Here is a 16,819-nt window from a genome sequence, read left to right as displayed (position 1 = left end):
TAGCGAATAGCGAATAGCGAATAGCGAATAGCGAATAGCGAATAGCGAATAGCGAGGGTTACGCGCCTGGAGATCAAGTCAATGAAATTGTTCCCTATTCGCTACTCCCTATTCGCTGTTCGCTCCTCTCCGAGGCGGAAACAGTGAACACGTCCCCCGCCATCTCCGTCCGCAACCTGGTCAAGCGCTTCGGCACCAAGACCGTTGTCGACCATGTCTCGATGGATGTCGCGACCGGCGAGATCGTCGGCTTCCTCGGCCCTAATGGCTCGGGCAAGACAACCACCATCCGCATCATCTGCGGCCTGCTCACGCCCGACGAGGGCGAGGGTTCCGTGCTCGGCCACGATCTGAGGACCGAGGCGCTGCGGATCAAGCGCGAGGTCGGCTACATGACCCAGCGATTCTCCTTCTACGAAGACCTGACGATCGCCGAAAACCTCGAATTCGTGGCGCGGCTCTACCGGCTGAAGCCGGTCGAGGAGCATGTGGGCCGCACGCTGGAGGAGCTCGGACTGACCTCGCGGCGCGACCAGCTCGCCGGCACGCTGTCGGGCGGCTGGAAGCAGCGGCTGGCGCTTGCCGCCTGCATCATGCACAAGCCCAAGCTGCTCCTGCTCGACGAGCCGACCGCCGGCGTCGACCCGAAGGCGCGGCGCGAGTTCTGGGACGAAATCCACCGGCTCGCCCGCGACGGCCTCACCGTGCTGGTCTCCACCCACTACATGGACGAGGCCGAGCGCTGCCATCGCATCAGCTACATCTCCTACGGCAGGATGCTGGCCAGCGGCGCGGTCGACGAGGTCGTCGCCAATGCCGGCCTCACGACGTTCGTCGTCGACGGCGAGCATCTGAACGAGGTCGCGGCCGAGCTGGAGGGGCGGCCGGGCGTCGAGCAGATCGCGCCCTTCGGTGCCACGCTGCATGTGGTCGGCTCCGACGCCAAGCTTTTGAAGAAGTCGCTTGCCGATATCGCCCGGCGCGACGGCGTGACGGTGCGGCCTGGCGAGACCAGCCTGGAGGACGTCTTCATCCAGTTCATGGCGGGATCGAAGGACAACATGCAATGAACGCGGTGTTCTCCTTCGGCCGGCTCGGCGCGCTTCTGATCAAGGAGTTCATCCAGATGCGGCGCGACCGCATCACCTTCGCCATGATGCTCGGCGTTCCGCTGGTGCAATTGGTGCTGTTCGGCTACGCCATCAACAATGACCCGAAGGCGCTGCCGGCCGCCCTTGTCGTCACCAGCCAGGACCAGTACACCCGCGCCATGGTCTCGGCGCTGGAGACCACCGGCTACTACCGCTTCGTCCGCGTCGCCGCCAGCGAGGCCGAGGCCGAATCGCTGATGGCCAGGGGCGAGGTGTCCTTCGTCGTCACCATCCCGTCCGACTTCCGCCGGCGCGTCGATCGCGGCGACAACCCGCGGATCCTGATCGAGGCCGACGCCACCGATCCGTCGGCGGCCGGCAACGCCATCGCCACGCTCGGCACGGTCGCCAGCCAGGCGCTGCTGCGCGAGCAGGGCATGGAGGCTGTCGCCGCCGAGAACGCCGCCGGTCAGCTACAGGTGGTCGTCCACCGCCGCTACAATCCCGAAGGCATCTCGCAATACAACATCGTGCCCGGTCTGCTCGGGGTCATCCTGCAGATGACGCTGGTGATGATGACTTCGATCGCGCTTACCCGCGAGACCGAGCGCGGCACGATGGAAAACCTGCTCGCCATGCCGGCCTCGCCCACCGAGATCATGCTGGGTAAGGTGCTGCCTTATCTTGTCGTGGGCGGCGTGCAGGTCGCGGTCGTGCTTGCGGCGGCAAGGCTCCTGTTCTCGGTGCCGTTCGTCGGCTCGCTCTGGCTGCTGGTCGGAGCCATCTTCGTCTTCGTCATGGCGCTGGTGCTGCTCGGCTACACCATCTCGACGGTGGCGCGCACGCAGATGCAGGCGCTGCAGCTCACCTTCTTCTTCTTCCTGCCGTCGATCCTGCTCTCCGGCTTCATGTTCCCCTATCGCGGCATGCCCGGCTGGGCGCAGGCGCTCGGCGAGATCCTGCCGCTGACGCATTTCCTGCGCGTCACCCGTGCGGTGATGCTGAAAGGCGCCGACTTTGCCGAGATCGCAGCCGAGATCGCCGCGCTGTCGGTATTCGCCGTCGTCTTCGCCGGGCTGGCGCTGATGCGGTTCCGCCGCACGCTGGATTGAGCCGACGTTCTTATTTCGCCGCGTTGTGCTCCGCGTCAAGCATCATGATCTTCTGCCAGATTTTGCGCGACAAATTGGAGCCGAGATCTTCGATGTCGTTGACCGCGTCGATCACCACCTCGTCGTTGACCGACTGCGCGAACAGGGCCGCGAGCTTGCCGGTGATCGACAGCATCTCCGAGCAGTAGTCGAGATAACGCAGCAGGTCGCCACGCTTCATCGGCCGGTCGGGCGAGTGCGCGGCGGGCGTGAAATGCGGCGACAGCGCCGCCGGGTCCTTGGTGAGCTGGTGCATGTCGATGACATGGATCAGCGAGCGCAGCTCGTGCAGTTGCCGGAACACCCGCTTGCGTTTGATCCGGTCCTCGGCATGCACCAGCGCCAGGATGCCGAGCACGGCGAGGATGACGGTGTTGAGCGACGCCTCGATGCCTTCCACCGATTCCATCACCGTGTCGCCGGCGAAGCGCTCGAGCGGCAGGATGGTGCCTACGAACAGGAAGACGCCGACACCCGCGGTGAAGACCGAGCCGACGAGGATGCGCAACCACAGGATCGGCTTCTCCAGCTCGACCGCCGCGCGACTGACATCGCCGGCCAGCGCGACCAGATCCCGCGCCACCCTGCGGAGGCCGGCATCGGGAAAACGGTCGGCGATGCGCTGCTCGAGCCGTTCGGTCGTCTGGATGATCAGGCGGGGATCGAGCGAACGGTAGGATATGGCCCGGTCCTCGCCCATGCGATTATTTCGGCTCGTTGGCGGCCTGGCCGTAGCGGTTCGGCCCCTTGTCGCCTGGAATGAAGCAGAGCGGCAGGTACATCAGGACGTCCAGGAAGATCGCCAGGAACGCCAGCGCCGCCGGCTTGCCGAAGTCATGAAGGCGTTTTGCCGCCAGCGGCACCAGCACGACGAAGGAGCCGAGAGCGGTCAGCATGAAGATGCTGCTCCAATAGGCAACCGTTGCCTCGTCCGTCGCTATGACGATCCTGTAAACCGGGAACATTCTTGCCAGATAGCACAGCATGCCGGCGAGCGCGTAGGGGTACCGACCAAGCCGACCCGAGAAGCTGAAGCACAGCCATATGAATTTCGCTGTTTCTGACAAGGGTACGGGAACTTTGCGGTTTGTCCCGGCGGCGTCCGCCGGGAACGGATTGGTCGAATGCGATGCGAGGCCTGCAGCCTCACGGTCGAGCGGGCAGGACCTCGCGTCAGTCCCTGAGCAGATCGTTGATCGAGGTCTTGGAGCGCGTCTGCGCGTCCACCCGCTTGACGATCACGGCGCAGTAGAGGCTCGGCCCCGGTTCGCCGTTGGGGAGCGGCTTTCCGGGCAGCGAGCCGGCGACCACCACCGAATTGGCCGGCACCTCGCCATAGCTGATCTCGCCGGTCGTGCGGTCGACGATCTTGGTCGACTTGCCGATGAACACGCCCATGCCGAGCACCGAGCCCTCGCGCACGATGCAGCCCTCGACCACTTCGGAACGGGCGCCGATGAAGCAGTTGTCCTCGATGATGGTCGGGCCGGCCTGCATCGGCTCCAGCACGCCGCCGATGCCGACGCCGCCGGAGAGATGCACGTTCTTGCCGATCTGCGCGCAGGAGCCGACCGAGGCCCAGGTGTCGACCATCGTGCCCGAATCGACATAGGCGCCGAGATTCACGAAAGAGGGCATCAGGATGGCGCCGGGCGCCACATAGGCCGAGCGCCGCACCACCGCCGACGGCACGGCGCGGAAGCCGGCCTTCTCGAAGTCGAGCGCGCTCCAGCCGGAGAATTTCGACGGCACCTTGTCCCACCAGGCCGAGCCGCCCGGACCGCCCTCGATGATCTCCATCGGGTTGAGCCGGAACGACAGCAGCACCGCCTTCTTCAGCCACTGATTGACCGTCCAGGCGCCGTCCGCCTGCCGCTCCGCCACCCGCACCTCGCCGCGGTCGAGCAGGTCGAGCGCCGTCTCGATCGCCTCGCGAACCGCGCCGCGCGTAGCGGTGGAAATGCCCTCGCGGGCCTCGAAAGCGGCTTCGATCGTCGTTTCGAGGCTCGTCAGGTCTGGTCTTGGCATCGCATGCTCCGCTATACGCGCTCTTAAGGTTGAAGGCTTCTACTGTGTCGGAAGGGCGGGCGGACCCTATTTCACGACAGGAATCGGGTCAATCGCGCTTGCGCCATGCGATGGCGCGGGCCGGCAGGAAACGGACAGAAACGCAATGAATCCGAACGAAAAGACGGGATGGACACCTTTGTCGCATGCCGACGAAGACCTCGAGCGGGTGAGGAGCGTTCCCGATACGCCGCAGACGCGCGCGGCCACCTACAAGCTCGCTTGGACCGACGAGGACTTCATGACGCGGCGCGAGCTCAGGCCCGTGCGCCTGCAGCTCGAACTGCTCAAGCCCGAGATGACGTTGGCCGAGCGCGGCATCCGCTCGACCGTCATCCTGTTCGGCGGCGCCCGCCTGCCGGAACCGGGCGGCGAGGCCTGGGCCGCCAAGAACGAGACGCAGAAGAGAAACCTGCTCAAGAACAGCGTCTACTACGACGAGGCACGCAAGTTCGCGCGGCTGTGCTCGCAGCATTCGGCGCTCTCCTACTATCGCGAGTTCGTGGTCGTCACCGGCGGCGGGCCGGGCGTCATGGAGGCGGGCAACCGCGGCGCCGACGACGTCGGCGCGCCGTCGATCGGGCTCAACATCGTGCTGCCGCACGAGCAGGCGCCGAATCCCTATGTCACCCCCGAGCTCTGCTTCAACTTCCACTATTTCGCCATCCGCAAGATGCATTTCGTCATGCGCGCCAAGGCGGTGGCGGTGTTTCCCGGCGGTTTCGGCACGCTCGACGAATTCTTCGAGACGCTGACGCTGATCCAGACTGGCCGCATGGAGCGGGTCCCGATCATCCTGTTCGGCAAGGAGTTCTGGAGCCGGGCGATGGACCTCGACTACCTCGCCGAGCAGGGCACGATCTCGCCGGGCGACCAGGACATCATCGATTTCGTCGACACCGCCGACGACGCCTGGGAGATCATCAGCCGGTTCTACGATCTTCAGTGACGGCATCCGCGGGCAGGCCATCCGGCGCCCGTTGATCCCGCTCGGCAGCCTCGACCGCCTTGGGCCGATGAACCAGTGTCACCAGCACGAAGGAAATGATCATCAGCAGATACCAGGCGCCGAGCTTGTGGATCGACACAGGCGCCCAGCCGTCGCGCTGCCCAGGGTAGAGCCATGCACGTGACCATGTGCCGATGTTCTCAGCCAACCAGATGAACAGCGCCACCAGCAGGAAGCCGACGAGCAGCGGCATGCGGTGGCGGAAGCGGAAGACACGATAATGGACGGTGGTGCGCAGGAAGAGCAGCACCGTTACGGCGAACAGCACGTAGCGCAGGTCGGCAACGAAATGATGCGCGAAGAAGTTCACGTAGATCGCCGCCGCCAGGCAGACCGTCGCCCATGGTGGCGGATAGGATGCGTAGCGCATGTCGAAGATGCGCGAGATGCGGGCGATGTAGGAGCCGACGGCGGCATACATGAAGCCGGAAAACAGCGGCACGCTGCCGATGCGAAAGACGCTCTCCTCCGGATAGATCCACGACCCTGCCGACGTCTTGAAGATTTCCATCGCGGTGCCGACCACGTGAAAGATCAGAATGACCTTGGCCTCGGACGGCGTCTCCAGCCTGAACGCCAACATGGCGACCTGAACGGTCAAGGCCGCGAGGAAGAGGAAATCGTAGCGCGCCAGCCCGATCGCGTCCGGCGGCAGATATTTCGTGGCTAGGATCAGCGCCAGCATCAGGCCGCCGAACAGGCAGGCCCACGCCTGTTTCAGCCCGAACACCACGAACTCGACCAGGGCGCCCGACAGTCCCCGTCCCGGCAGCCGGTCGAGTACGGCATGCGCGGCGCCGTCGATCCGGGCCTCGACCGAGGTGAAGCGGTTCATGCGCGGCTGCCGGCCAGCCCGCCCAGAAAGCCCGCCAGGTCGTCGGTGACGAAATCGACAGCGTCGTCGAACGCCGGGTCGCGCTCCCAGATCTCGGAGAAGGTCGGCTCGAAATTGCGCGGCACGATCAGCACCGTCGTCATGCCGAGCGCCTTCGGGACGACCAGGTTGCGCGCCAGGTCCTCGAACATCACCGCGTCCGGCCCGGCGATCCGATGCAGTGTGAGGAAGCGGTCGTAGGTTTCCGGCGCTGGCTTCGGTGTCAAGCCGGCGGCGACGATGTCGAAGATGTCGTCGAAGTCGTCGAGGATGCCGAGTTGGCGGGCGGTGCGCTCGGCATGGCCGCGGTTGCCGTTGGTGAAGATGAATTTGCGGCCCGGCAAGGCCCGGATGGCGCTGCCGAGCGCCGGGTCCGGCGTGAGCCACGAATAATCGATGTCGTGGACCTTCTCCAGGAAGTCGTCGGAATCGATGTTGTGGCGCTGCATCAGGCCCGCCAGCGTCGTCCCGTATTTTAGATAGAGTTCCTTCTGCAGCGTGCGCGCCTCCTCGCGCGGCAGCGTGAGCAGCTCGGAGACGTAGGCGGTCATCTTCACGTCGATCTGAGAGAACAGGTTGGTGTGGTGCGGATAGAGCGTGTTGTCGAGGTCGAACACCCAGTCCCTGACATGGGCGAAGCGAGCGGCGTCGGGGCGGTCGATCATTGGCGTCCTTCGTCTGGCGCGGCCTTTCTTGCCGATTCTCCGCCGTCTGTCACAGCAAGACCCGCGGAAACCGACTGTCCGCGCCTGGCGTGGCAGAAATCCGGCGGAAGCGAAAGGGTTGCGTGCGCCGGCGATCCGTCATGTCGGCCGGTTCTGGCCAAGCGGCGGCGTCCGATGCATCATGCGGCTCCACATCCGTCGCTTGGAAGGGAGCGTTCGATGCGGTTTGCGTGCCTGGTCGCCATCTTGATCGCCGCCGTCCCGGCATCCGCCCAGGAGTTCGGACTGCCGGCCGACTGCACGCCCGGCAAGGATTGCTTCGTGCAGCAGTTCATGGACATGCAGGAGGGCGGCGGGATCGCCGACCCCTTCTGCGGCAACGCCGCCTATGACGGCCACGAGGGCACCGATCTGCGCGTTCTGTCGATGGCCGACGTCGAGCGGGGCGTGCCGGTCGTCGCCATGGCCGACGGAACCGTGCTGCGCGGCCGCGACGGCGAGCCCGATCACCTGGTGGTCACCGATCAGGATCGCGCCGCCGTGGCCGACAAGGAGTGCGGCAACGGCATGGTCGTCGATCATGGCGGCGGGCTGGAAGTCCAGTACTGCCACATGCGGCGGGGCAGCCTGGTGGCGGCGCCCGGCGACACGGTGAAGCGCGGCCAGAAGCTCGGCGAGATCGGCGCGTCCGGCATGGCGGCCTTTCCGCATGTCCACGTCACCGTCCGCCGCGACGGCGAGGTGGTCGAGCCGATGACGGGCCGCCGGCCGAGGCAGGGTTGCCTGAAGGAGCCCGGCCAGGCCGCGCCGCTGTTCGCGGCCGATGTCGCCGCGGCGCTTGGCGGCGGGCGGCCGCAGCTTCTGGCGATGGGCTTGGCGGGGGAGCCGCTCGACCATGCGGCTCTGCCGGTCTCCGGTCCGCCGCCGGCGGCGACGGCCGCCTCGCCCAATCTCGTCGGCTGGGGCTGGCTCATCAACCTGCGCGCCGGCGACCGCATTCGCCTGGTCGTGACCGGACCGGACGGAGCCACGTTCGCCGAGACCATGACCGAGCGCATGGACCGGCCGAAGGCGGCCTATTCGTCCTTTGCCGGCAAGCGCGGCGCACCCGCGCCCGGACGTTACGACCTCAAGGTCGAGGTGTGGGGCAACGCCGGCGCCATCCTGCGCAAGTCGGGTAGCTTCACCGTCGAGTGACGGAGCAGGACGGACGGGCTACGCCGCTTCCCGCACCTGGTTAGTCACGGAACGCGTCAAAACGAGCGGCTTCTCGGGTCTATTCGGCGGCGACCGCCGGATGCAGCACCTTGAGCTTGCTGGTGTCGATCTTGCGTTCCGCATGCCAGAGGTCATGGGCTTGCTGCATGCGCACCCAGATGCCCGGCCCGTTGCCCAGCACATGGCCGAGCCGCACGGCCATCTCCACGGTGATCGGATGCTTCTCCGTCAGGATGCCGTGAAGCATCTGCCGCGAAATGCCCAGCGCAGCGGCAAACTCGGATTTGGACGGCACGCCGCCTTCCAGAACAATACCCTTCAGGATCGCCCCGGGATGTACCGGGGGGCGATTGGGATCGCGGAGGCTATGCTTTCTGGCGCTCATCGGTCTCAGTGATAATCTTCGTAGTCGACCGCGACTGCATCCTCGCCTTCGAACGAGAAGGTTATGCACCAGTTCCCGTTCACGTGGACCGACCAGCGCGGCGGGCTCTCGCCGGTCAGTTTGTGAAAATCCAGTCTCGCGAGGTTCATGTCTTCCGCAACTCTGGCGTTCTCCAGCATGTCGAGGATGAGTTCGATTTTTCCCAGGTGCTGCGGGTTTAAGCCCCTACCGTCGTGCTTCTGCCAAAACTTCCTAAGTGGGCGACTGCGGAACGAAAGAATCATCGTGATTCCCCTTCGCTATCCGCACGTCATGCGCAGAGTGGACGTTGACAAGAGATTACGGGAAAAAACGTCTCAGTCAAGCATTGCTTTACATCGCGCGGCAGCCTACGCCGCTTCCCGCACCTGATAGTCCTTCACCGCGTCGAAGCGGATCGCCTTCCAGCGCTCGGCCTCGTAGTTGAGCGAGAAGCCGTGCTGGGCCAAAAACACCGGGTCGCCGTCGAGGTCGCGGGCTATGTCGCCGCGATGCGCGTCGATGAAGCGCTGCAGCTCGGCGCGCTCGTCCGCCGAGATCCAGCGGCAGATGGAAAAGCGCGACATCTCGAAGTCGACGGGCAGCGTGTACTCGACGTTGAGCCGCTCCTTGAGCACGTCGAGTTGCAGCGCGCCGACCACGCCCACGATCGCGGGCGATCCGTCTTCGGGCGAGAACAGCTGGACCACGCCCTCCTCGGCCATCTGCTGCAGGGCTTCCTTCAGCTTCTTCGCCTTCATGGCGTCGCCCAGGCGCACGCGGCGAAGAATCTCCGGCGCGAAGTTGGGCACGCCGCGGAACAATATGTCCTCGCCCTCGGTCAAGGTGTCGCCGATGCGCAGCGTCCCGTGATTGGGAATGCCGACCACGTCGCCGGCATAGGCCTCGTCGGCGGTGATGCGCGAGCGGGCGAAGAAGAACTGCGGCGCCGTCAGCGACATCTGCTTGCCGGTGCGCACCAGCTTGGCTTTCATGCCGCGCTCCAGCGCGCCCGAGCAGACGCGCACGAAGGCGATGCGGTCGCGGTGGTTGGGGTCCATGTTGGCCTGGATCTTGAAGACGAAGGAGGTCATCTTGGCCTCCGTCGCCTCGACCGTGCGGATGTCGGCCTCCTGGTCGCGCGGGCTGGGGGCGAAGGCGCCGAGCCCCTCGATCAGGTCGCGCACGCCGAAATTGCGCAGCGCCGAGCCGAAATAGACCGGCGTCATGTGGCCCTCGCGGAAGGCCCCCAGCTCGAACGGCCGGCAGGCTTCGCGCGCCAGCTCCAGCTCCTCGATGAAGGTCTCGCGCTCGTTGTCCGGCAGCAGGCCGGCGACGCGGTTGGAATCGGGGCCGTTCACCTTCTGCCGCTCGACCTCGGCGTCGCTCCTGCGCACGGCGTTCTCGGCCAGATGGTAGGTGCCCGAAAAGGTCTTGCCCTGGCCGATCGGCCAGGTGATGGGCGCGGTGTCGAGCGCCAGCTTCTGCTCGATCTCGTCGAGGATCTCGAAGGTGTTGCGCGCGTCGCGGTCCATCTTGTTGACGAAGGTGACGATCGGGATGTCGCGCAGCCGGCAGACCTCGAACAGCTTCAGCGTGCGCGGCTCGATGCCCTTGGCGGCATCGATGACCATGACCGCGCTGTCGACGGCCGACAGCGTGCGATACGTGTCGTCGGCGAAATCCTCGTGGCCGGGCGTGTCCAGCAGGTTGAAGACGTGGTCGCCATATTCGAAGGTCATCACCGAGGTGACCACCGAGATGCCGCGCTCGCGCTCGATCTTCATCCAGTCGGAGCGCGTGTTCATGCGGTCCTTCTTGGCCTTGACCTCGCCGGCGAGCTGGATGGCGCCGCCGAACAGCAACAGCTTCTCCGTCAGCGTGGTCTTGCCGGCGTCGGGGTGCGCGATGATCGCAAAGGTGCGGCGGCGTGCCACCGCCTGTCTGATGTCTTCGGCCATGTCTGGAATCCGTGGAGTGCGCGGGCTTCTAGCAGGCGCTTTCGCCGCTGTCGAGGAATGCCGGCTGGTCCCGTATCGGCGGCCCGCTCAGATACCGAGATCGAAGGCGCTCTCGGCGAGAATCTCGCCGTTGACGATCAGCTCGACGCGGTGGCGCCCGGCATGGTGCTTGCGGGTGGTGAAGTCGCGGATGGTCTGGCTGATCGCCAGCGTCGTCCTGCCGGCGGGTTGCAGCGTCAGCTCCTTGAACTTGAAGACCTTGCGCGACGCGGTGCCGTTCTTCTTCACGTAGTGGATGGCATAGTCGGCCACCAGTTGCTGCGACCCAAGCCCGGTGGAGGCGATGGCCGCGGAGATCGTGATCCGGTCGCCGAGCGCCACATTGGCGGGTTCGACCGAAAATGCCTCGACGCGCAGTTCGGGCTTGCCGGTCGCGCCGGCCAACCCGAGCGCCCGCGGCTCGCCCTTCTTGATCAGGCTTCGGAGCGCATGCTTCACGATCCACGCGGTGTTCCGGTCGCTCAGATCCCATCCCGAAACCCGGTCGAGAGCCCAGTCGGGATTGTCCTTGCTGATGTCGTTGAGGTGGTTGGCGACCGATTTCCGCACATAGAGGCTGGCATCGCGTTTCAGCGCCTCGAGGATCGGCGCCGTCGGCGACGGATCGGCCATCAGGTTCTTCAGGTTGGACGACCACGGCAGGCGCGGCCGCGAGCCCTCGCTGGCAAGCCGGCGCACGTGCTCGTCGTCGTCCTCGGCCCAGCCGCGCATCACGGCGAGCGTCCCGTCGAAATCGCGGGCGAGGAAGGGCCGGATGGCGAACTCCGCCGATCCGAACCGCGTCAGGAATTTCAGCGTATCCATCGACACGTCGAAATGCTCCTGGCCGTAAAGAGCCACATATTCGCAGAGCGCGATCGACGCGAAATTGTGCTCGATGCGCGGCGCGAGCGCGCGCAGGGCTTCGACCGCCCGGCCGAAATCCGCCGGCAGGGTGGCGTGCAGGCTCAAGGCCGTCTGCCGCATGCGCTGCATGATGCCCAGCGCGTCGAGATCGTCGGTGGCGAGCTGCATGAACCGCTCGATCTCGAAACCTGGCGAGACCGCCGCGGCCTGGGTCGCGATGTGGCGGAGCCGCGCCCGGTCGAAGATCTCCTTCAGCGCCGGCGCCGCCTGTACCGAATTGTCCGCCATTGTTTGCGCCTCCATTGTCCATTGCCGCGGGAATGATCGGGAGATGCGGCGCGAATCTCCCGACCATGAAGTCATGGAAGGCCCGTCCACGGAAGATGCGGCGGCGGCGGATGGCGCGATCCGCTGACAGGAACCGGCAGGAGAGCGACGCGGTATCGAAAGGAACCTCCCATCGCTGGCCGGTGACGCCGTTGGCTCGACCGGCCGCTTGGCGCTTCATTGGGGCACGCTCGCGCGATGAAAGATGATCCGGTTAATGGCAAAGCATTTCAAAGCTAAATCTCTAAGGTTTCTTGTCGAAAAGATCGATGTTTGTTATTTTGTGTAAACGAACAAGGCTTGGGTGAATGACATGCAGGTCAAGGTTATTTCTCGCGCATGGGCGCTCGTCGTCTTCTTTGGGATTGTTGCCGTCGTGCAAATTCCCCATACCGTGCTTGCACAAAACTGCGTCAATGGCGAATGCAAGTGAGGTGCCGATATGTCGCCGCCCGGATCGCCGACTGATGTTGGCCAGTTGCTTGCGCCGGAAGTGATGTTCAGCTGGGGGTTCGGCTTAATCGTGGTCGTCCTTTATGGATGGAACAAATTCTACGAGGAGATCCCTAGCCTGAAATCGGCCAACAAAGACCGGGTCATCTCTCAAATCTACATGAAGGACCTGACCGTCCATCGCGCCTTTACGGAGTCGCTGATAATCTATCTGGCGATCCTGCTCTTCATGTTCGTTGCAATAACTTTGTTCGGCCGTGGGCTCGGCATCGAGCGCGTCGACAAGGTCACCCTGATCGCCTGGCCGACCACGAGTGCGCTGCTGATGGTCGGCCTGCTGCCGAACCTGCCCTGGTTTTCTCAGGTCGAGCTGTGGCTGCGCGGCATGATGCACAACAGGGCGATGATCATCCGCTCCGTCGAGGACACCAAAAGCGAACTGGCGGCGGCGTCGCAGAATCTTCAGGCCCTCTCCGCTGAGGGCAGGAAGGAGCTGTTTCGTTTTGCCGAGCTGGAAGCGCAGTTCGAATCGGGCGATCTGCCCAGCGAACTCGAGAACTGGGTAAAGACGAGCTTCATCGTTCGGTCGGTACGCAAAGTCCTGCGGGATGCCAACAGATCCCCGAAGATCGGCCGATCGTTCTTCGAAAAATACAAGATAATCTGGGACAGAATCCTGGACGAGCACGACAGCATAAGCATGCAGCTCGGCGTGAGCTCGATCACAGACTACAGGTCACTGGAGCAGGCCGCCGAAAAGCTGAAGCCGTTGATCGACAAGAACTATGACGACGTCTACAGCTTCATCAGCTGCGCGGTCGTGAACCGGGCCAAGAGAGTTCAGATGTCCACGGTTCTCGACGCCCTGCGCCTGAACCTGTCCCAGGAGCAGATAGCGGACATCCGCAACGCGAGCCGGCTGCAGTTCCAGGCGGATGCAATCCTCTTCGCCTTCTTCTTCAGCCTTGGCGCAGTCGCCTTTCTCTATGTCTCGATGTCTTTCCTGAACGGTTCGATCGTTCAGCTGAGGCCGGATTGGGCCAGGACCTGGCCCAGGATCGAGGCGATCGGCGGCAACCTGTTCAATGTCGTGGCCGGATACATATGGGTTGGCTTGGGGATATTCGTCTTCTTCCTGTACAGGAAATTCCGGCTGGAAGATGACGACTGGTATAGGGACAGGGATGGCAGGCAGGCCGATGTCGTTGCTGGAAGAAGCTATCTCAGGGCTGCGATCCTTGTCCTCGTCGTTCTCGGCCTCTTTCTGCTGCTGATCGATGCGCTTGCCATAATCGGCACGTCGAACAAGTGCGAAGGCGGCGTTCTCGTGGCCACCTGCACCGATTTCCTTTGGCAGAAGCTGACGGCCTTCTTCGATCGGAACTGGCTCAGGCTATGCTACGGCGTTGCCGCCTGCGTGATCACGTTCGTGCTCGTGGAAAGGTTCACCGCCAAAGCCAGGCTCGGCATGCGGGCTGCGCTTGGGGTGGCGGTGTTGTGCGCGCTGGTCATCGGAATGGAGTTCATTGGAAAATACCACCTGGCGGCGGCACAGGTCAGGAACACCGCCGACCCGATCGATACCGCCTATCTCTATGTCGCGGCGATCGTTTCGGCCGTGTTCTGGGTGACCTTCCTCGAAAAGGCGCGTCGCCACTTGATCGGACGGGCGCCGTCGTAGCGCCTTCGCGGCTCAGTCGTGCTTGCAGGGCCAGTCGGCCGGCGCGGTCAGCCCGGCCGGCAGCTTGGTCGCCTGGTCGCCGCAGGCGTCGTCGATCTGCCACTGCTTCAAGCCGGTGGCGGCGCTGAGGTCGAGCCCCTCGATGCGGGTCAGGAACAGGAAAGCCCCGGAGAAATCGAGGGGGCCTTCGAACTTGACGCCGGCGAGCTGCGCCCGCGCCAGATTGGCCATGGTGAAGCGGGTGCCGGTGATGGTCGCGCCGGTGAAATTCGCGCGACCCAATTCCGCCTTCTGGAAATCCGCGCCGGAGAGATCGGCGCCGCTGAAGTCGGCGCGCTGCAGCTCGGCGCTGGCGAAGGAGGCGCCATGGGCCGACATCCCCGCGAAGATGGTCCGGTAGCCTTCGACGCGGGCAAAATTCGCCTTCTCGGCCTTGGAGCCGGCGAGCGAGGAACGGATCAGCGCCGCCTTCTCCAGATTGGTGCCGACCAGGCTGGAATTGCGCAGGTCGGTGGCGTTGAGGTCGGCATCGGTGAGATTGGCGCCGTCCAGCTGGCTGTCCGGCAGGAGCAGGTTGCTCTTGCCGCATTGGCTCCAGTCGACGCCGGGCGCCGGCATCGACCTGCAGTTTGCCGCGCCGGCCGGCGATCCTGGAGCGAGAAAGGCGGGGAGCAGAAGGGCCGCCAGCGCGGCACGTCGCACACCGGCCCGAGCGTTTGAAATTGTTTCCACCAGAACTCTCGGCATTCAATCGTCCTGCGATCGTCCGGCCTTGGTTTTTCCGGCTCCAGCCTGCTTATAGCCGAGACTGTGTCGCGACAAATATGACGAGTTCGTGTCCTTGCGCCGGGCCGCGGGATAGTGGGTATGACCGCCAGGACGGAGGTCGAGAAAATAGATTAAACTATCATGGATATGATGTGCAGTTTTTCCAAGATTCCGGAGGGAAGTCGTCGCCTGCTCTGTAATGCATTTCCGCTATTTCTGTATGGCCTTCGAAGAATCGGTAGAATTCATACTTGTCTTCATGGACCTCAATCTGAAAACCTTTGGGAGAAACCTCGTTCCAGCTCATGCAAATGGTCGGCCGATAACCTCGACCGACTTCAGTTGGGGCATGTGATCTGAGCGGATCTGGGTTACAAGGTCCCAAGCATTCGCGGCCGTCGACGATGAAACAGGATCGCCGGTGCTTTCCTCCAGGACCGAACGAATCTCCTTCACCGTCTGTGCCCAAAGATCGGACATTCTCAAGTCCGGTTCGGCAGCACGCGGTCGGGCGGGCGGTGGCCGTCGAAGAAGGTGCGGATGTTGATGATCACCTTCTCGCCCATGTCGATGCGGCCTTCGATCGTCGCCGAGCCCATATGCGGCAGGATGACGACCTTGCCCTTGGCGGCGAGCTTGACCAGCTTGGGATTGACCGCCGGCTCGTGCTCGAACACGTCGAGGCCGGCGCCAGCGATCTTGCCCTCCTGCAGCATCCTGACCAGCGTCTCCTCGTCGATCAGGTCGCCGCGCGCCGTGTTGACGATGTAGGCGGTCGGCTGCAGCAGGGCGAGGCGGCGCGCCGACAGCAGGTGGAAGGTGGCAGGCGTCGACGGGCAGTTGATGGAGATGATGTCCATGCGCGCCAGCATCTGGTCGAGGCTTTCCCAATAGGTAGCCTCCAGCTCGTCCTCGACGCTCTGCAGCACGCGGTGCCGGTTGTGGTAGTGGATCGACAGGCCGAAGGCTTTTGCGCGCCGCGCCACCGCGGTGCCGATGCGGCCCATGCCGATGATGCCGAGCCGCTTGCCGGTGAAGCGTCGGCCGAGCATCCACGTCGGCGACCAGCCGGCCCATTTCGACGGGTGCTCCAGGATGTTGGCGCCCTCGGTCAGCCGGCGCGGCACGGCCAGCATGAGCGCCATGGTCATGTCGGCCGTATCCTCGGTGAGCACGCCCGGCGTGTTGGTGACGGTGATGCCCTTGCGGGCGGCCGCCTCCACGTCGATCTTGTCGACGCCGTTGCCGAAATTGGCGATGAGCCTGAGATTCGCACCGGCCTGCTCGATGAGCGCGGCGTCGATCCGGTCGGTGACGGTCGGCACCAGCACGTCCGCCTCCTTCATGGCGGCGACAAGCTCGGGCTGGCTGAGCGGGCGGTCGTCGAGGTTCAGCCGCGCGTCGAACAGTTCCCGCATGCGCGTCTCGACCTGGTCCGGAAGCTTGCGGGTGATGACGACGAGAGGCTTCTTCTTGCCCGCCATGAGTTTCCTCGAATCCGGATCCTGTTGAGACCTCTTTAACCAAGGCGCGCGAAACTTGCACCCGGCCCCGGCGTGACCGCCTGTGTAACAAGCGGCCGGGCCTATGACAAAGAAAAAGGGGCGTCCCGCGGGGGATGCCGGCTCATGTGCAGAGGAACGAAGGTGTCTGGTCTGGTGTCGATTCGCACGGTTGTCCTGAGCGCGCTGCTCGGCCTGGCGCTGTTCCCGGTCGGCGATCGCCATGCCGCCGCGCAAGGCGCCGCCGGCCCGGGCGCCTCGGTCGGCCCGAGCGGCCTGCCGCTGCCGCGCTTCGTCAGCCTCAAGTCCGGCAAGGTCAATTCGCGCATCGGACCCGGCGTGAACTATCCGGTCGACTGGCTCTATCTGAAGCCCGGACTGCCGATGGAGATCATCCAGGAATACGACAACTGGCGGCGCGTGCGCGATGCCGACGGGGCGGAGGGCTGGATCAACCAGTCGCTGCTGTCCGGCAAGCGCACGGCGATCGCCGCTCCGTGGCAGCGCGGCAAGGATGCCACGATCGACCTGGTGGCGGAGCCGCGCCGCGAGGCACGCAAGGTCGCCGTCATAGAGCCGGGGGTGGTCGGCACCATCAAGGAATGCAACGGCGAGTGGTGCCAGATGATTTTTTCCGGCCACACCGGCTGGATCAGCCAGACGCTTGTGTGGGGCGCCTATCCCGGCGAGACGATCAAGGATTGACCGCAGCGGCCGCGCGCCCAGCCGGCCGGCCGGCGCTT

Annotated in this window: 17 protein-coding genes; 6 read left to right on the top strand and 11 right to left on the bottom strand. The window is 64.6% G+C overall.

Annotation, left to right across the window (positions count from 1 at the left end; genetic code table 11):
* The first annotated feature begins 143 nt into the window (after nucleotides 1-143).
* Together AC5JDC_RS27300 and AC5JDC_RS27295 are read left to right on the top strand one after the other, a co-directional pair.
* Complete coding sequence (locus AC5JDC_RS27300; protein ID WP_495846392.1) at nucleotides 144-1,070, top strand: ABC transporter ATP-binding protein; 927 nt, start codon at nucleotides 144-146, stop codon at nucleotides 1,068-1,070.
* Nucleotides 1,067-2,203 carry an ABC transporter permease gene (locus AC5JDC_RS27295; RefSeq protein WP_106772731.1) on the top strand — a complete coding sequence of 379 codons (1,137 nt, stop codon included), beginning with the start codon at nucleotides 1,067-1,069 and terminating at the stop codon, nucleotides 2,201-2,203. The genes AC5JDC_RS27300 and AC5JDC_RS27295 overlap by 4 nt, the downstream gene beginning before the upstream one ends.
* 10 nt (nucleotides 2,204-2,213) lie before the next feature.
* On the opposite strand, the gene AC5JDC_RS27290 is transcribed toward AC5JDC_RS27295, so the two are convergent.
* From AC5JDC_RS27290 to dapD, 3 genes are all read right to left on the bottom strand, one after another.
* Entirely contained in the window at nucleotides 2,214-2,924 is a 711-nt protein-coding gene (locus AC5JDC_RS27290; protein WP_106772875.1) for a hypothetical protein, read from the bottom strand.
* A 22-nt stretch (nucleotides 2,925-2,946) separates the two neighbouring features.
* Complete coding sequence (locus tag AC5JDC_RS27285; RefSeq protein WP_165816069.1) at nucleotides 2,947-3,309, bottom strand: DUF805 domain-containing protein; 363 nt, start codon at nucleotides 3,307-3,309, stop codon at nucleotides 2,947-2,949.
* 106 nt (nucleotides 3,310-3,415) lie between these two features.
* Complete coding sequence (dapD, locus tag AC5JDC_RS27280) at nucleotides 3,416-4,270, bottom strand: 2,3,4,5-tetrahydropyridine-2,6-dicarboxylate N-succinyltransferase (protein WP_495846389.1); 855 nt, start codon at nucleotides 4,268-4,270, stop codon at nucleotides 3,416-3,418.
* 145 nt (nucleotides 4,271-4,415) lie between these two features.
* On the opposite strand from dapD, the gene AC5JDC_RS27275 reads away from it, so the two are divergent.
* On the top strand, nucleotides 4,416-5,258 hold the full coding sequence (locus tag AC5JDC_RS27275) for an LOG family protein (RefSeq protein WP_106772728.1): 843 nt from the start codon (nucleotides 4,416-4,418) through the stop codon (nucleotides 5,256-5,258).
* Here the strand turns inward: AC5JDC_RS27275 and AC5JDC_RS27270 are convergent.
* Both AC5JDC_RS27270 and AC5JDC_RS27265 read right to left on the bottom strand, forming a co-directional pair.
* Nucleotides 5,233-6,153, bottom strand: a complete 921-nt coding sequence (locus AC5JDC_RS27270) for a DUF817 domain-containing protein (protein WP_495846387.1) — start codon at nucleotides 6,151-6,153, stop codon at nucleotides 5,233-5,235. The genes AC5JDC_RS27275 and AC5JDC_RS27270 overlap by 26 nt on opposite strands.
* Nucleotides 6,150-6,857, bottom strand: a complete 708-nt coding sequence (locus AC5JDC_RS27265; protein ID WP_495846385.1) for a pyrimidine 5'-nucleotidase — start codon at nucleotides 6,855-6,857, stop codon at nucleotides 6,150-6,152. Before AC5JDC_RS27265 ends, AC5JDC_RS27270 begins: the two co-directional genes overlap by 4 nt.
* Before the next feature lie 219 nt (nucleotides 6,858-7,076).
* Here AC5JDC_RS27265 and AC5JDC_RS27260 point away from each other — a divergent pair, with 219 nt between their 5' ends.
* Nucleotides 7,077-8,054, top strand: coding sequence for a M23 family metallopeptidase (locus AC5JDC_RS27260; RefSeq protein ID WP_495846383.1), 978 nt, complete (start codon nucleotides 7,077-7,079; stop codon nucleotides 8,052-8,054).
* 79 nt (nucleotides 8,055-8,133) lie between these two features.
* On the opposite strand, the gene AC5JDC_RS27255 is transcribed toward AC5JDC_RS27260, so the two are convergent.
* The 4 genes from AC5JDC_RS27255 to AC5JDC_RS27240 all read right to left on the bottom strand — a co-directional run bounded on the left by AC5JDC_RS27255 (nucleotide 8,134) and on the right by AC5JDC_RS27240 (nucleotide 11,633).
* Nucleotides 8,134-8,460 (bottom strand): HigA family addiction module antitoxin, encoded by a 327-nt coding sequence (locus AC5JDC_RS27255; protein WP_495846381.1) that lies wholly within the window; start codon nucleotides 8,458-8,460, stop codon nucleotides 8,134-8,136.
* A 5-nt stretch (nucleotides 8,461-8,465) separates the two neighbouring features.
* Complete coding sequence (locus AC5JDC_RS27250) at nucleotides 8,466-8,744, bottom strand: type II toxin-antitoxin system RelE/ParE family toxin (protein WP_495846379.1); 279 nt, start codon at nucleotides 8,742-8,744, stop codon at nucleotides 8,466-8,468.
* 105 nt (nucleotides 8,745-8,849) lie between these two features.
* Entirely contained in the window at nucleotides 8,850-10,439 is a 1,590-nt protein-coding gene (locus AC5JDC_RS27245) for a peptide chain release factor 3 (protein WP_495846377.1), read from the bottom strand.
* An 87-nt stretch (nucleotides 10,440-10,526) separates the two neighbouring features.
* Nucleotides 10,527-11,633, bottom strand: coding sequence for a DNA alkylation repair protein (locus AC5JDC_RS27240; RefSeq protein WP_495846375.1), 1,107 nt, complete (start codon nucleotides 11,631-11,633; stop codon nucleotides 10,527-10,529).
* A 481-nt stretch (nucleotides 11,634-12,114) separates the two neighbouring features.
* On the opposite strand from AC5JDC_RS27240, the gene AC5JDC_RS27235 reads away from it, so the two are divergent.
* Nucleotides 12,115-13,806 carry a hypothetical protein gene (locus AC5JDC_RS27235; protein WP_495846373.1) on the top strand — a complete coding sequence of 564 codons (1,692 nt, stop codon included), beginning with the start codon at nucleotides 12,115-12,117 and terminating at the stop codon, nucleotides 13,804-13,806.
* A gap of 12 nt (nucleotides 13,807-13,818) precedes the next feature.
* On the opposite strand, the gene AC5JDC_RS27230 is transcribed toward AC5JDC_RS27235, so the two are convergent.
* Nucleotides 13,819-14,553 carry a pentapeptide repeat-containing protein gene (locus tag AC5JDC_RS27230; RefSeq protein ID WP_495846371.1) on the bottom strand — a complete coding sequence of 245 codons (735 nt, stop codon included), beginning with the start codon at nucleotides 14,551-14,553 and terminating at the stop codon, nucleotides 13,819-13,821.
* 503 nt (nucleotides 14,554-15,056) lie between these two features.
* Nucleotides 15,057-16,058: a 2-hydroxyacid dehydrogenase gene (locus tag AC5JDC_RS27225; protein WP_495846369.1), complete on the bottom strand. Its 1,002-nt coding sequence runs from the start codon at nucleotides 16,056-16,058 to the stop codon at nucleotides 15,057-15,059.
* A gap of 162 nt (nucleotides 16,059-16,220) precedes the next feature.
* On the opposite strand from AC5JDC_RS27225, the gene AC5JDC_RS27220 reads away from it, so the two are divergent.
* A complete protein-coding gene (locus tag AC5JDC_RS27220) occupies nucleotides 16,221-16,781 on the top strand; it encodes an SH3 domain-containing protein (RefSeq protein ID WP_495846366.1) in 561 nt (186 codons plus the stop codon).
* Nucleotides 16,782-16,819: the final 38 nt, after the last annotated feature.

This window comes from Kumtagia sp. (assembly GCF_059502445.1).
This window is presented reverse-complemented; position numbering and strand designations above follow the sequence as displayed.